This is a genomic window from Comamonas sp. w2-DMI (assembly GCF_040187735.1).
In the GTDB taxonomy this organism is placed as follows: domain Bacteria; phylum Pseudomonadota; class Gammaproteobacteria; order Burkholderiales; family Burkholderiaceae_C; genus Comamonas; species Comamonas terrae.
The window spans coordinates 75,557-89,654 of record NZ_JBANEL010000021.1; the positions used below are offsets into that span (position 1 = coordinate 75,557).

The 14,098-nt window shown below is 63.6% G+C and carries 19 protein-coding genes; 15 read left to right on the forward strand and 4 right to left on the reverse strand.

Annotated elements, in window-relative coordinates:
- Positions 1 to 10: 10 nt before the first annotated feature.
- The 12 genes from V8Z74_RS19680 to V8Z74_RS19735 all read left to right on the forward strand — a co-directional run bounded on the left by V8Z74_RS19680 (position 11) and on the right by V8Z74_RS19735 (position 8,759).
- Complete coding sequence (locus V8Z74_RS19680; protein ID WP_349710845.1) at positions 11 to 1,753, forward strand: hypothetical protein; 1,743 nt, start codon at positions 11 to 13, stop codon at positions 1,751 to 1,753.
- Between the two features lie 2 nt (positions 1,754 to 1,755).
- Entirely contained in the window at positions 1,756 to 2,766 is a 1,011-nt protein-coding gene (locus tag V8Z74_RS19685; protein WP_349710847.1) for a hypothetical protein, read from the forward strand.
- A gap of 54 nt (positions 2,767 to 2,820) precedes the next feature.
- Entirely contained in the window at positions 2,821 to 3,267 is a 447-nt protein-coding gene (locus V8Z74_RS19690) for a hypothetical protein (protein WP_349710849.1), read from the forward strand.
- Positions 3,264 to 3,860, forward strand: a complete 597-nt coding sequence (locus V8Z74_RS19695; protein WP_349710850.1) for a hypothetical protein — start codon at positions 3,264 to 3,266, stop codon at positions 3,858 to 3,860. Before V8Z74_RS19690 ends, V8Z74_RS19695 begins: the two co-directional genes overlap by 4 nt.
- A 3-nt stretch (positions 3,861 to 3,863) precedes the next feature.
- A complete protein-coding gene (locus tag V8Z74_RS19700) occupies positions 3,864 to 4,394 on the forward strand; it encodes a hypothetical protein (RefSeq protein WP_349710851.1) in 531 nt (176 codons plus the stop codon).
- Positions 4,394 to 4,777 carry a hypothetical protein gene (locus tag V8Z74_RS19705; RefSeq protein WP_349710852.1) on the forward strand — a complete coding sequence of 128 codons (384 nt, stop codon included), beginning with the start codon at positions 4,394 to 4,396 and terminating at the stop codon, positions 4,775 to 4,777. The genes V8Z74_RS19700 and V8Z74_RS19705 overlap by 1 nt, the downstream gene beginning before the upstream one ends.
- Before the next feature lie 2 nt (positions 4,778 to 4,779).
- On the forward strand, positions 4,780 to 5,712 hold the full coding sequence (locus V8Z74_RS19710; RefSeq protein ID WP_349710853.1) for a hypothetical protein: 933 nt from the start codon (positions 4,780 to 4,782) through the stop codon (positions 5,710 to 5,712).
- 368 nt (positions 5,713 to 6,080) lie between these two features.
- Entirely contained in the window at positions 6,081 to 6,308 is a 228-nt protein-coding gene (locus V8Z74_RS19715) for a hypothetical protein (RefSeq protein WP_349710854.1), read from the forward strand.
- The gene (locus tag V8Z74_RS19720) at positions 6,305 to 6,964 is read left to right on the forward strand and encodes a lysozyme (protein ID WP_349710855.1); all 660 of its coding nucleotides are present in this window, start codon (positions 6,305 to 6,307) and stop codon (positions 6,962 to 6,964) included. The genes V8Z74_RS19715 and V8Z74_RS19720 overlap by 4 nt, the downstream gene beginning before the upstream one ends.
- Positions 6,961 to 7,458 (forward strand): hypothetical protein, encoded by a 498-nt coding sequence (locus tag V8Z74_RS19725; RefSeq protein WP_349710856.1) that lies wholly within the window; start codon positions 6,961 to 6,963, stop codon positions 7,456 to 7,458. Before V8Z74_RS19720 ends, V8Z74_RS19725 begins: the two co-directional genes overlap by 4 nt.
- A complete protein-coding gene (locus V8Z74_RS19730) occupies positions 7,455 to 7,856 on the forward strand; it encodes a crAss001_48 related protein (RefSeq protein WP_349710857.1) in 402 nt (133 codons plus the stop codon). Before V8Z74_RS19725 ends, V8Z74_RS19730 begins: the two co-directional genes overlap by 4 nt.
- Positions 7,857 to 7,901: 45 nt before the next feature.
- A complete protein-coding gene (locus V8Z74_RS19735; protein WP_349710858.1) occupies positions 7,902 to 8,759 on the forward strand; it encodes a Gp49 family protein in 858 nt (285 codons plus the stop codon).
- Between the two features lie 61 nt (positions 8,760 to 8,820).
- Here V8Z74_RS19735 and V8Z74_RS19740 read toward each other — a convergent pair whose 3' ends face one another.
- The 3 genes from V8Z74_RS19740 to V8Z74_RS19750 form a co-directional block, all read right to left on the reverse strand.
- Positions 8,821 to 9,087, reverse strand: coding sequence for a hypothetical protein (locus V8Z74_RS19740; RefSeq protein WP_349710859.1), 267 nt, complete (start codon positions 9,085 to 9,087; stop codon positions 8,821 to 8,823).
- Between the two features lie 216 nt (positions 9,088 to 9,303).
- A complete protein-coding gene (locus V8Z74_RS19745) occupies positions 9,304 to 9,582 on the reverse strand; it encodes a hypothetical protein (RefSeq protein WP_349710860.1) in 279 nt (92 codons plus the stop codon).
- A gap of 46 nt (positions 9,583 to 9,628) precedes the next feature.
- Positions 9,629 to 10,018 carry a hypothetical protein gene (locus V8Z74_RS19750; protein ID WP_349710861.1) on the reverse strand — a complete coding sequence of 130 codons (390 nt, stop codon included), beginning with the start codon at positions 10,016 to 10,018 and terminating at the stop codon, positions 9,629 to 9,631.
- Between the two features lie 68 nt (positions 10,019 to 10,086).
- Here V8Z74_RS19750 and V8Z74_RS19755 point away from each other — a divergent pair, with 68 nt between their 5' ends.
- Positions 10,087 to 10,785: an SOS response-associated peptidase gene (locus tag V8Z74_RS19755; protein ID WP_349710862.1), complete on the forward strand. Its 699-nt coding sequence runs from the start codon at positions 10,087 to 10,089 to the stop codon at positions 10,783 to 10,785.
- 5 nt (positions 10,786 to 10,790) lie between these two features.
- On the opposite strand, the gene V8Z74_RS19760 is transcribed toward V8Z74_RS19755, so the two are convergent.
- Positions 10,791 to 12,062: a tyrosine-type recombinase/integrase gene (locus V8Z74_RS19760; protein ID WP_349710863.1), complete on the reverse strand. Its 1,272-nt coding sequence runs from the start codon at positions 12,060 to 12,062 to the stop codon at positions 10,791 to 10,793.
- Positions 12,063 to 12,230: 168 nt separating this feature from the next.
- Here V8Z74_RS19760 and V8Z74_RS19765 point away from each other — a divergent pair, with 168 nt between their 5' ends.
- Entirely contained in the window at positions 12,231 to 12,509 is a 279-nt protein-coding gene (locus V8Z74_RS19765) for a hypothetical protein (RefSeq protein ID WP_349710864.1), read from the forward strand.
- A gap of 42 nt (positions 12,510 to 12,551) precedes the next feature.
- Positions 12,552 to 14,096 carry a methyl-accepting chemotaxis protein gene (locus V8Z74_RS19770; protein ID WP_349710865.1) on the forward strand — a complete coding sequence of 515 codons (1,545 nt, stop codon included), beginning with the start codon at positions 12,552 to 12,554 and terminating at the stop codon, positions 14,094 to 14,096.
- Positions 14,097 to 14,098 lie beyond the last annotated feature (2 nt).

Here is a 14,098-nt window from a genome sequence, read left to right on the forward strand (position 1 = left end):
AGGAATGCAGATGGCACAGTTGAAATGGATACACGGCGCGCGCTCGATCATCGAGATGGCCAACGACGGCTGTTTCGATTTTCTGATCTGGGCAGAGGCTCAGGGGATTGCATGCGGCCTCAATGCCAGCGATGGCGGCACCGACCCGCGTGAGATTGCCCACGGCGTGATGGTGCTGGACCAGGCGCTGTGTGTGGTGGAGCGCGGGGTGCAGGTCACCCCCTGGCAGCGCCCGCCGTTCGAGTTCCAGCCCTGGATGCCGCTGCGGTTTCGCATCTACCGCATCGGTGGCCATGTGGTCTACACGGTGGGTGCCGAGGACTTCATCACCGAGGGCTACTACGAGAGCACCGCCGCGCGCACCATGGTGCGCAACGTCGAAGTGCGCGGCTCCATCCTGCACCAAAGCGAGGTGCGCAGTACCGGGCCGGTGTTCCTCGATGCGGCATTCGGTGCCGCCTGGGACAGCATCATGGATGCCCAGTTGCTGGACGTGCAGACCATGGGTGGTTACGTGCAGGCCCGGCTGCCGGCCTGGCGCGGCAAGTCGGTGGATGCGGATCGCACCGAGGTGCGCATTCCTGCCTGGCGCGCCACCGCGTCGGATCTGGAGCCGGACCATGTGCTGGCCCGGTTGCCGCAGTGGAAGGCCAGGGCCGGCATCTCGGCATTCGACATCCAGCGCAACGAGGTCTATGCCAAGCTGCCCGGCTGGCGCACCGAGGATCCGGCGCTCAAGGTGCGGCCTATCCAGGTGCCGGGCTGGCGCGCCAAGGCGCAAGGCCCCAATCAGACCTTGGCCAAGGTGCCCAGGACCCGCGCTCACGGCGGCGACGCCATCAATCTGGTCTATGCCCGCCTGCCCGGCTGGCGGGGCAGCAGCATGGCACCGCGCGACATGGCGGGTTTGGCCTATGGCCAGGTGGTGCTGCCCGTCATGCTGGTACCGTTCGCGCCGCCCGCCGATGTGCTGCCCACGGATGCCCTGCGGGGCGTGCTGGGCGGCAGCATGGAGCCCTTCATCGAGGCCGAGCTGACCACGGATCCCATGGTGGGGCTGCTGAGCGGCCAGATGGTTCCTTTTGGCGAGATCGTGCTGGAGACGGGCCGCATGGAGGGCCGGCTGGGCGGCGAGGTGACGGCCTATGCCTCGGTCACGCTGGAGACGGCGGCGCTGGCCGGCCTGCTGGGCGGCAGTATCGATGCCCAGGCAGAAGCGGTGCTGCCGGTGCAGCCCCTGCTGGGCCTGCTGGGCGGCTCCATCACCGTGCTGTCGGGCCTGAGCGAAGTGTTTGCTCTCAATATGACAGGCGGCAAGCCGGGCGGTACCACCCGGTACGACGGCTACGACTTCAACAGCTACGCGCGGATCGGTGATAGGTTCTTCGGTGCGAGCGAGCAGGGTCTGTTTGTGCTCGACGGACCCGATGACGCAGGCCGGCCCATTGCGGCCAGCTTCGGACTGGGGCAGCTGGACTTCGGCAGCCCGCAGCTCAAGACCGTGAGCCATTGCTACCTGGGCGCGGCCGCCGGCGCCATGACACTGCGGGTCGATGCGCTGCTGCGCGGCCAGCCGGCCAGCTACAGCTATGCGGCGCGCGGCCACGGCGCCTCCATGCGGGAGCTGCGTTTCGACCTGGGCAAAGGCCTGTCCAGCAGCTACATCACGCCCACCTTCGCAAATGCCTGCGGCCAGGCCTTCGCGGTGGACGCGGTGCGCTTTCTCATCAATGAATCAGCCCGGAGGATTTGACCATGGCGGATATCGTCACCATCCCGGACGGCACCACCGGCCCGGCCCTGCAGAATACCCAGATCATCAACGCCAAGTGGAACAACGCCCAGATGTGGTTCACACGGGCGTGGAATTTCGCCAATGAGGTGAAGGCCGATGTGGGGACTGCGCCGCAGATTCAGGCGCCGGTGCTGGACAAGAGCTTCACGCCGGCCACGCCGCCCAAGGATCTGGCTTTCGATGATCCCGATTCGGCCCTGGCCTACTTTGACACGAAGAACGCCGAGCTGAGCGCCCAGATCGACCGGGCCTTCCAGCAGATGCTGGGCATTGCCTTCCCGGACATTGCCGTCATGGGGCAGGCCCTGGCCTGGTGCGACCGCGCGCTGGCGCAGGGCGGCACGGGCATCAATGCCAATGTGGAGATGGCGCTGTGGGAGCGCGGCCGGGCCCGCGTGCTCAAGCAGGCCGAGCGCGACATTGCCAGCACCATCGAGCGCTATGCGCGCGCAGGCTGGCCGCTGCCGCCCGGGGCCATGCTGCACGACACGGCGCTGATCCGGCAAAGCAGCCGCGATCAGCTGGCCGAAGTCAGCCGCGACATTGCGATCAAGAGCTTTGAAACCGAGGTCGAGAATGTCCGCTTCGCCGTGAAGAACGTGGGTGACCTGTTCGTGCAGGCCCTGGCCGCCGTGGGCGACTATGTGAAGACCATCATGATGGGGCCCCAGGTGGCCGCGCAAATGGCCACGTCCATGTCGGGGCTCAAGAACGAGGCGGCGCGCACGCTGGTCAGTTTGTACCAGGCCCAGAACTCGGCACTCGAGCCTTTCATCCGCCTCTCGATCACGGATGCGGAGCTCAAGGAGAGGGCGCAGGAAGCGAATCTGCGGGCGCAGACGGAGACCGCGCAGTTGCGCGCACAGTCTGCACTGGCCAACATGCGGATGGTCGGGGATGCCGCAGCCGCCAGCCTGAACGGTATCAGCTCCGGCGTGAGCAACACCATGTCCACCAGCGTGATGATGTAGACGGCCCCCGTATAGGGTTGGACGCGGCCGGGCGGGGCGGCAAAACTGCCCGGCATGAGTGCTCCTGCCCGCCTTAGCTACACGATCTACCAGGGGGCCACGTTCCGGCGTGGCTTTCGCTGGTGCAGCGTTCCTTATCCCACGAGAGTGGTCAATGGCAAGCTGGTGAACGCCGAAACCGGCCTGCCTGTCCCCGACAGCGACCTGACACCCGTGGACCTCACCGGATGCAAGGCGCGCATGCAGTTGCGCGCCGAAGTGCTGGCGCCGGATGTGCTTCTGGAATTGACCACGGAGAACGGCCGCATCGATCTTGGAGCCGGAGATGGCTGGATCTATTTCCCGCTGGATGACACGACGACCGGCGCCATCCCCTATGGGGATCAGCCGCCAGTCACTTGGAGCGAAGCTATCAGTCAACTGGAAGTTGTTCACGCGAATGGCGATGTGTCCCGTCCCGTGGAGATTTCTTGGCGCGTGGATCCGGAGAGCACACGATGAGTGGCGATACTGTAATTGCGCGCGATGCGGAAACCATCGTAGTTCAGGTTGAACGGCCGGGCGGCGTAGTCATGGTGGAGTCCACCGAAACGGTGGTGCTCAAGGAAGATCCAGCCTCGTCGGTGGTCTTGCTGGAAGACGACTCCCAAGTGGTGATAAGCCCCCATCCGGAGATGCAAATCGTGCTCGCGTCTGGCCAGCAGGGCCCGCCCGGGCCGCCCGGCATCCCGGGCCCGGCCGGCGGCCAGGTGCTGCAGCGCACCGCCGGCCAGGACACGAGCGCGCTCGTGGTCGTCTATGAAGACCTGTTCAGCGCGGTGTGGCCGGCCGACCCCGACGTGGAAACCGACGTGCTGGCCCTGCTGGGCGTCACGGTCTCGGCGGCGCAGGGCGGCCAGCCGATCAACGTGCAGCGCCTCGGCGTGATCGATGACGCCAGCTGGAGCTTTGTGCCCGGCCGCCGCGTTTTCCTGGCCGGCCAGGGCCGCCTGACCCAGGAGCCGCCCCAGGCCGGCTATGACGTGCTCATCGGTACCGCCGTGTCGCCGACCCGGCTTCTTCTCAACATCCAAGACCCTATCGAACTGGAGTAAGCCATGGCTACCCAACCCACCCAAGGATTCCTGGCCCGTGTGGCCGGCAAGAGCAAGCAGCTGTTCGGCGTGGCGGTTTCTGCCGGCGCGGCCGATGCCGGCAAGATCGCGGCACTGGGCCCGGACGGCCGTTTCGACCAGAGCCTGATGCCTGCCGGCATCGGCGCCAGCACCATCGTTGCGCCGGCCAGCGAAGCCCTCGGCGCGGGCAAGTTCGTGAACTTCCACGCGAACGCCGGCGCTATGAATGTGCGCTTGGCCGACAACTCCAACGGGCGGCAAGCTGACGGTTATGTGAAAGACGCCGTGGCCAGCGCCGCGAACGCGACCGTGTACCCGCTGGACAGCACGAATTCGGCGCTCACCGGGCTCACGCCCGGCGCCCGGTATTGGCTCGGTACCGCCGGCGGCGTGATCCCCACGCCGCTGGACCCCGCAGACACGGCCAATGCCGGCCGCATCTGCCAGGAGCTGGGCACGGCCAAGAGCGCCACCGAGCTGGTGACGGACGACCTGAGCTACGTGACCCTGTAATGGCTACCCGGCGGCCCCTGGTGCGTGTTGGCGGCAGGACGCGGCAGCTGCCCGCGGGCGACAAGCTGCCCGTCACGCGCTCGCTGCTGGGGCAGTGGAGCGGGGAATCGTCGGCAAGCGCCGGGGGCCAGCGCTTTTACCCGCCGGCGGCGCTTTCCATCACGCAGATCACGGCATGGATGACAGGCGCTGCCGGAGCGGCCACCGGCGCGGTGCTGCGCATCAACGGGCAGGCGAAGGCATCCATCGACATCCCGGCCGGGCAGACGCTGGCATCCAAGCCCTTGGCCATCACCACAGCCGCGGGCGACTACCTCACGCTGGACCGTAGCGGGGCGGCGGCAACAGCCTTTGCGGTGCGTATTGACTATCTGGAGTCCTGAGAATGAAGGCCGTTTACACCACTGTGGTGAATCCCACCCTTGCTGCAACCATTGCAGACATCGCGGCACTGCTGTGTGGCGCGGATATTGCAGACCTGAGCGCCAATTGCGTAAAAGACTCCAGTTCGGTAGATAAAACCATCCCGGCCGGCTGGACCCTCGTGGATGCGGCGGCCAGCGCGACGGACCGGGTGATCTCGGCGCCCGATGTGGATGGACTGACGCAGAAGTACCTGCGCTTGGGAGGCTCCGCGACTTTCCTGAGCGTCATGGGCTACGAGAGCTGGAATGCGGCAAACCATACCGGCGTCAATGCGACCAATGGCGGTACGGCCTTGGGAACAACTGCTTCCGTCAAATTTGCTGCGAACGCTGTGCAGCAGTACTACGTGATGGCCACCCCGCGCTATGCGGTCGTCATTGACGGGTCGGCGCCGACTGGATACATGGGCTGTTTTGAGTTCAGCCGCATGGCGCAATGGCTCAAGGGCTCGAGCTACCCGTGTTTTGCAGTGTCCAATACGGGCCAGAACGGGCTGATGTCAGCTTCGTCAAATTCATTGTGTTCTCCCCGGGTGAAATCGCAGACGGCGGCCGGCGATCTGACAGGGCTGGGTGCCACGGCGGTGACACCCGGCTCGCTCGCGGCGGCCTGTGTGAGACCGCGCTACACCGCCGCTGGATCTGCAACCACCCCTGCCTCTCCTGCACTGGATGCGCAGGATCAGCCGTTCCATAACCTGACGCCTATCTGGGTCGGGCAGCGTATTGACGCCTTTTCGTCGTCTCCCTTGGGCGTCTTTCTGGACGTTGCCGAGATCACGAACATGGGAGCCTCCGCTGACACGCTGCTGGATGCATCCGGTAGCAAGTGGCACGTCGTTCTTCCGGCTACCACCTTCGCCAGCGGTGCGATGGCACTGAGGTTCGCATAAATGGCGCAGTGGAGCGCTACTGGGCGGGTGTTCGGCCTCGGGGGATTGTCCCTCGGGCGCCTTACCGCGCCGCCACAAGCCACGTCCTGGGCCGTACCGGGGAAAATCCTTGGCACAGAGGGGGTTAGGATCATCAGCGCCCAGCGCATGCCTTGGCCCGCGCTCGGAATTCCATTCGATGTTGCGGGTGCAGAGGGTGTGCGCGCGCAGCTTTATCTCCCCATTTCTGGTTCCGGCCCCGCCCCGGCCGCGGCATTCGCTTGGGGCATGGTGGGATAGCTGCCCCCGTATAGGGTTCGACCGCCGAGCCCATCCCCGGAAGACTCCGGGCCATGAAAAACGAATTCGTCATCCAGGCAGACCAGGCCATGACCGGCAAGTCGCTCATCAGCTGGCTTGCCGCGTTCCTTGGCTTCGGCACCTTCCTCGGCTTGGTCAACCTGGCCGTGGGCTTGTTGTCAGCTGCCTGGCTGGCAGTGCAGCTCTACGGCTATATCAGGCACGAGCTTCCCATGAAGCGCATGCGCAAGCAGATCCTGCGGCGCCAGCTTGATGCAAACCCGACGCGGCCCGCGCCGCTGGATGCCGCCGAATGAGTGCCGTTCCTTCCAAGCTGCGCGCCACCCTGGCCGCGCTGACGCTGCTGGCTGGCCTGGGCGGCGGGGCGGTGCTGGTCAATGACCTGCCGCAGGATGTACCAGCCAAGGAACTGCAGCTAGCGCAGTCCGACCCGTATGTCCAAGCTGTGGCCAGCGACCCCACGACCAGCCCCGCGGTCAAGATCGCAATGATCCTGGGCTACTACTACGAGTCCAGCAATCGCCACATCGGCACCCCGTACATCGACAAAGCCGGCCGTGGCCAGCCGCTGACCGTCTGCAACGGCATCACGGGCGCGGGCGTGGTGGCCGGGCGCTGGTACAGCCAGGCCGACTGCTACCGGCTGGAGCGCGGCCGATACCTGGCCGCCGAGCGCGAGGCCCGCCGGCTGCTCACGTATTGGGAAAGGTACGACCCGTTCACCCAAGGCGTGCTGCTGGACTTCATCCACAACAAGGGGACTGCAGCACTCGAGGGCAGCACCATGCGGCGCAAGGCCAATGCGGGCGACCTGCAGGGCGCGTGCCGAGAAAACACGCGCTGGAACAAGGGCACCGTGGCCGGAGTGCTGCAAGTGCTGGGCGGCCTGCAGATACGGGGCGATTCCAACGACGAGATATGCCGCAGCTGGCGCGTGGAGCCGCACACATGAGCCTCGCCACCCTCACGCACGCCGCCGCGGCAATCCTGGCCGGCCTGCTGGCCTGGTGCTTTCAGGAAGCCCGTCTGGGGGCCGAACTGGCCGACGAGCGCCTGCAAACCAGCGAATACCGGCTGCAGGTGACACAGGAGCGCGCTGCGGCCAATGCCCGTGTGGCGGCTGTTGGCCAGCAGATCGCTGGCGTTTACCAAGGAGCCCTCAACGATGCAATCAAGAAGCAAGCCACTTTGCACGCTGCTGCTGATCGCGCTGGCCGCGAGCGCGACGGCTTGCGCCAGCAACTGTCCGATGCCGAGCAGCGACTTGCCGACGCTTCCCCCGCCGCCCTCATCGAGTACGCCCGTTCCCTCAACCGCGTATTCGGACAGTGCAGCCAGCGATATACGGAGCTGGCAGCGCGAGCTGATGGGCACGCAGCTGATGCGGCAACCTGCCGCGCGGCCTGGCCCGTGATCCCCACCCCCACCACCAAGGAAAACCAATGAACAGAATTGCGATCACCGAGCAGATGGTCGGCCGCTTCCTTTCCTGGCCGCTGCCGGCCGACTTCGCGCCTGACTGCGGCATCACCTTCACCCGCTCGCCTCACGCGGGCATGAACCCCACGGGCACCAACCTGCTGCATTTCGGCCAAGCCAAGGCGATGCTGGAGCATTGCATCAACGGCGCCGACACCGGCGAAAGCAACCTGCCGCCCCACCAGCAGCGCGTCCTGGACGAAAAGCAGGAGCTGGACATCCGCATCACAAAGCTGGATGAGTTCATCGAGCGCAATCCGCTGTTCGGCAATCTGCCGGACGCTGAGCAGGCCCGCATGAAGCGCCAGCTCGATGTGATGCACGAGTTGTCGTCCATCCTGAGCGAGCGCATCGCCAATTTCTAAGCCATCCGGCCCGCCCCGGCCGGCTGCCGGAATCTGGAGTACCCCGTGAACTTTCAACTCTCGTTCAAGAAGCTGGCGCTGGTGTGCGCCGTCTTGCTCTCCATCGGCCTGATCTTCTATGCCCATCGCCTGGGCGGTGATGCGCCCAAGGTTGCCGACCTAGTGGGCTTCTTCTTTTCGATGTTCCTGCTCCTGGCGCTGGGCGCGGTCGAGCTTGCGGCCGACCTGAAAACCGCAGTTCTCGCCAAGCTGGAGCCTAAGGAGCATGCCAACGCACCTATTGCCCCGCAGCGGCCCCACCGGTATGACCTGGAGTATGCGCTTGTGCATGCGATGGCTCCTGGACTGAACAACCGCATGGATGGCAAGGGGGTTGGTGAATTCATTCGGGACACAGTTGATGCGATCCTTGGGGATGGTCGAATCAGTATGGGTAGCACTCGGCCTGAATCGCCGATCATCGCCCCAGCCTTGGACGCCATCGATCCCGCGAAGGCTGACCAGCACAAATGCCTGGTACACGGCGTTGCGACTTGCACCTGCTCCGCCACCATGGACGGGCTACTTCGTTCTGCCGGCTACCAGGCCGACCAGGCGGCCGAAGCCGAGATAGTGGCAGCAGGCCTGACTGCGCCGCGCGTGACGGCCGAGCAGATCCAGGCGCTGATGGACAGGCTGACCTGGCGCTACGAGCAGCCCGAAGGCACCGCCAGCACGTTTGCCCATGCTTTCCTGGGCCGCTTCTACCTGGCCACCGGGCACAGCGCCTGCGTGAGCGCCGAGAACTTCAATGCAGCCCTGGGCCAGAAGTACGCCCGCGAGCAGGCCGAGGGCAAGGCCCGCGATAAGCTGTGGGAACTGGAAGGGTGGGCGCTGCATCGCGCCCTCAATGCTGGCGCTTAGAAGCCTGTTGCCAGCAATGTGGCCCATCGTCGGCAAGCGGAGCTTGCTGCCGGTGGGTTTTTTATGGCAGCTCGATGGTGGCAAGGTCGATCACTTCGCCGTCGATGCCGATCATCTCGCCCTTCGTGGTTTCATCGATCTCCACAGGCACGCCCCACATTTCGCCCGGGCTGCGCATTGAGTTCATTTTGTCAAGCTGCCGCGCCTGGTCGCCGGGCAGACGAATCAGTTTGGGGTATTTGTTGGAGTGCTTGCGCCAGTGCTGCATGAACGCATGCGTGACGCGCTGGTGGACGGTTGCGATGGGGGATTTCTCGGTATCTGCCATGCCCGGCATTGTCGCGCAGTCAGAAAGGCGCGGGAGAGCGCAGCACTTGGGCCGGCCCCGGTCCGTAATAGACAACGCCCTCCGGAACCTTTTCGACCAGCACCCAGCCTGCGGACGCTGGTTCGACAACATAGTCGCCCGGCTCCCCAGGCAGCACGCGTTCGCGCGGCATGTCAGAGCGTCCCCGCGTGCGGAGCAGCGTCGGATACAGCGGGATCAGGGGGTGAGCTCGCATCTCCACTCCTGCGCATACCATGCATTGCCCACGCGCTCGAGGCCCGAAAATTTCAGGGTGTCCACAAAAACCGAGGTGAGCTTGGGCTCGTAGAGCTCCTGGCCTGATGCTCCCAGCAACTGCAGCACCGGCACCGTGCGGGGCTCATCAGGGGATATGCGTAAGTGCGTCAACGAGAGCTCGCCCACAGCCCGCATCGTGGGACGGTCAGGGACGCTGAGCCGGCCTCCTGATCGCAGCAGCGTCACATGGGCTTTCATGGCAGCGCATCCTCGACGGCCCACTCTTTGAGCATACGGATTGGATCTAGCCCGAGTGCGTGTATTTTTCTGGGCAGTCGGTCAGCAGCTCCTCAAAGAACATGCGGACTGCAGTGTCCAGCGTGGGCATATCGCCCTGATCTGCGCGATCTTCGGACCAGCGCAGCCAGCGCTCGAGGATCTCGTCCTTCACGCTGGCCGCATCCAGGCGAGCGATCACCTCGGCATGCGTGGGGTTCCAGAAAAATTTGCCCGCAAACTGACGATGCGTGTAGGCGCGCCGCTCGAACCGCAGGCGCACGCGACCCAGCATCAATGCATCCACTTCGACTTCCACAGGGCCTTCCACGCCGCCTGCCGGAGGAAGTGTTTTCCCGGCGGCAGCAATCTCAACGCCGGTGACCAGGCCCAGGCAGCCGTTTGTCGATTCCTGCATCTCGAAGCTCCAAAAATAACTGTTTATTTATACAGTATTTTATCGCCGGGAATTGTTAGTATTCACTCATGTGCAATCGCTTTAATACCCCCGAGGAAATTGAAATGGAGCGCCATTTCAAGATTGGCAGGGATGCGCCGAACAGGGGGTGGAACGCTGCAGTGGTGCCGCTGGCCACAGCCCCATACATCACACCCGGCGGCCAGCTGGTGGCAGGGCAGTGGGGCATGATCCCGCACTATTCGAAGACTCGGGTGCCCGTGGACGCCAACGGGAAGCGGCTCTCAACGAACAACGCGCGCCGCGAATCACTGGCAACCCGGCAGACGTTTGCCAGATCCTGGAAAGCCGGCCGGCGATGCCTGATCCCGGCAGCGAACTGGCTTGAGCCGTACTGGGGCTTGAAAACCAGAAACATCTGGTGGTCGATCCGGCGTGCTGATGGCAACCCAGCTGCGCTGGCTGGCCTGTACAGCGAGTGGATGGACCATACGACCGGCGAGGTGGTGCCGAATTTCACGATGATCACGCAGCCTGCTGATGGTCACCCCCTGCTGGCGCTGATGCACCGGCCGCAGAGAGAAAAGCGCGCGGTTGTCATGCTTGAGCCAGAGGATTGGGATGAATGGCTGCACGGGTCTGTCGACCAGGCCGACGCGCTCATTAAGCTGCCAGCGCCTGGGCTGCTGGTCAGCGGGGCCGAGAAGCCTGAGGACGAAGAGCTCCTGCCGCCGGCCGAAGCGCAGGCCCTGCATGCGGCAGGCTGAATCCGTCACGCCAGCCGGCGTAGAGGAATCACATTGCTTGGCGGCCGGGGCGCTGCGCCCCCATTCGCGCACTCGACAATAAAGTCGGCCCAGATATTCAGAGCTCTGCGGCGCTCCGGGATCTCTTCACGCACGTCATAGACCCCCTCCATCCCTTTCAGCTTGTGGTTCAGTGCAATTTCTGAAATCTCGCGCGAGATGCCGAAATTTCGCAGGTGACCCTTGGCAGTGCTTCGGGTGTCGTGCGGCGTGAAGCGGCGAATATCGATGTCGCCGCGCAGAAAGCTGCGGTTGATCGCTGCCCATAGCGTCGTGCGGCCCACATGGGTATCGCCCAGCTTTGCGATGCGGTCTGCTCGCCGTGCTGGGAGGACATAAGCCGAGTCGCCGGAAAGGGTGATCAGCTCGCGGAACCACTCGATCACCGGAGGAGCCAGGGGGACGAGGAAGCCGGATCGGGTCTTCACCGATGAATCTGGAACCCACCAGGTCCCGGCCTCGAGGTTCAGGTGCTCTTTGCGCGCCTTGGCCAGTTCGATGCCACGGACGCAGGTGGCCAGCAGTATGCGGAAGGCCAGCGCGTTTTCGCGGCCGATGAAGTCGATGTCTGTCAGCAGCAGGCGCAGCTCGTCCGGCTGGAGCATGAGGCGCTTGCGTGGCTTGGGGCGCGTGCCCTTGAGAGCCTTCAGTTTGATGCCGGTGCAGGGGTTGGCCGGGATCAACGGCATCCCGCAGGCATGGTCGAAAATCTGGGAGATGGTTGTCAGGGCCCTCTTTGTCATCAACCAGGTCCGGTTGATCTCCTTGAGCAACGTGGCTATATCGATGCTCGTGACCGAGGTGACCCGCCGCGGGCCGAGCCTCGGCAGCACGATCTGGTCGATGTCTGCATTGCGGTAGTACAGCGTGCTTTCGCCGTAGTTCTCGGGCTTCAGGATCTTTTCGCGGTAATCCTCCACGAGATCCCGCACCGTCCATTCCGCCATGAGCCGGGTTTTCCGCTCCTGCTTCTGGGCCGCAGGATCTTCGCCGCGGTCAATGGACGCCCGCATGGCGCGCGCAGCTATCCGTGCATCACTTAGCGAGAAATCGGGGTAATTCCCAAGAGTGACCTCCCGGCGCCGGTTGCCGGTGCGATACCGCAATACCCATGTCGCGGTTCCGGCGCTCGACAGCGTGAATGTCAGCCCATCGCCATCGGATTTTGCAATGGGCTCACCTTTGGCGATCCATCGCCGTATTTGCAGGTCTGTGAGGTTGTGGCTGGTTTTTGCCATGGCGCTTTTGGACACGATTTTGGGTAGCTAGGAGTCTAGCTACCCAGCTAGCTACCCAAAAATGGTGCGCCATTGTGACACGTAGTGATTCAGTGGGATATTAAAAAATCAATGATTTCAATGGGTTGGAGATCCGCTTGAGCCGGCGTGACCCGTAGTGAGACATGAATGAAAATTCCACGTTGCAATCTTCATGTTCTAGAACTTTCCTGGTTGGGTGTGCTTGCCCAAAAGGGCGGGCCCCTTCGAGCCGGCCGCCGGCGGCTGCCTTTGGCTGTTCATCTCGCACCTTGGACAGGATGGTACCAACCCCTGGTGGTGATACCGGACACGGGCCGGGCAGCGCCGGCATTCGAACGGCATTTCATGGAAACGGATCGCTGTGGCGAAATAAGCCACAAGTTGAAATTTATTGCCGCTTTGGATGTTGCTGAATGTAAAAAATAATGCATATTTAATGGTGAATCTCGGTTTCTGGAGGGAGCTAATATGCGTATCAACCATCCCGTGACGCAGCGCGAATACGAGTTTCCGGACAATGCCACCCTGATGTCCACCACGGACGCAAAAAGCCGCATTACCTATGCCAATGCGGCCTTCGTTCAGGTCAGCGGATTTGAATTGGACGAGCTCTATAACCAGCCCCATAACCTGGTGCGCCATCCCGATATGCCGCCCGAGGCTTTTGCCGATTTATGGCGCACGCTCAAGAATGGCGAGCCCTGGAGTGCCCTGATCAAGAACCGCTGCAAGAACGGCGACCATTACTGGGTCCGGGCCAATGCCATACCGATCATCCGCAACGGCGTCACCCAGGGCTATATGTCGGTGCGCACCAAGCCTGGTGCCGAGGAGGTGCAGGGGGCCCAGAAGCTCTATCAGGCCATGCTCAAGGGAGAAGTTGCCGGCAAGCAGTTTTTCAAGGGGCTGGTCATCCGCTCGGGCTGGAAGCGCATTTTCTCCATCGGGCGTGTCATTTCCGTCCGTTCTCGGATACGGCTCAATATGCTGCTGGTATGGGCGCTGACCATGGTCAGCCTTTTTGCCTTGCAGGGCATTCATGCCGAAGATATTCCCGCCTATGCATTGATCACCGCCGCTTTCGTGATCGGCAACTACCTGCTGGAATCCCAGCTTGCGCGTCCGATAGAGCAATTGCGCAAGCAGGCGCTGGACGTGGCCACCGGCAATAACCGCGATGTGGTGCAGATGGATCGTGTCGACGAAATCGGCATGACCATGCGAACCATCAGCCAGCTGGGCCTGATGTTCCGCTGGCTGATCGACGATGTGAGCCAGCAGGTGACCAGCGTGCGCACCGCCGTGGACGAAATCTCGCGCGGCAACCAGGACCTGCGCGAGCGCACGCACCATTCCACGTCCAGCCTGGCGCAGACGGCATCGGTCATGGAGCAGATGAACGCCACCGTCCAGAACAACAACGCCACTTCCCAGGAAGCCAATGCGCTGGCCAAGAAATCCAGCCAGGCCGTGAACCAGGGCGGCCAGGCCATGCAGAAAGTCGTGGACGTCATGGCCGAGATCGCCAGCAGCTCCTACCGCATGAACGACATCATCGGCGTGATCGACGGCATTGCCTTCCAGACCAACATCCTCGCACTCAATGCCGCCGTGGAGGCGGCCCGTGCCGGCGAACAGGGGCGCGGCTTTGCGGTCGTGGCCAGCGAGGTGCGGGCTCTGGCCCAGCGCAGCGCCAATGCGGCCAAGGAAATCAAGGAGCTGATCGACTCCAGCGTGGGCCGCGTGGAAAGCGGCGCCACGCTGGTGCACAAGACGCGTTCGGAGATCGAGGAGGTAGTGGCCCACGTGGAGCAGGTCACGGCGCTGATTGCCCAGATCAGCGGCGCCACGCACGAGCAGCGCGACGGCATTGCCGAGGCCAATCATTCGATCGGCCATCTGGATTCGATCACGCAGCAAAATGCAGCCCTGGTGCAGCAAAATGCCGCGGCCGCGGAAAGCCTGCAGACCCAGACGCGCCAGTTGGATGAAGCTGTCAGCGTGTTCCGCTGAGA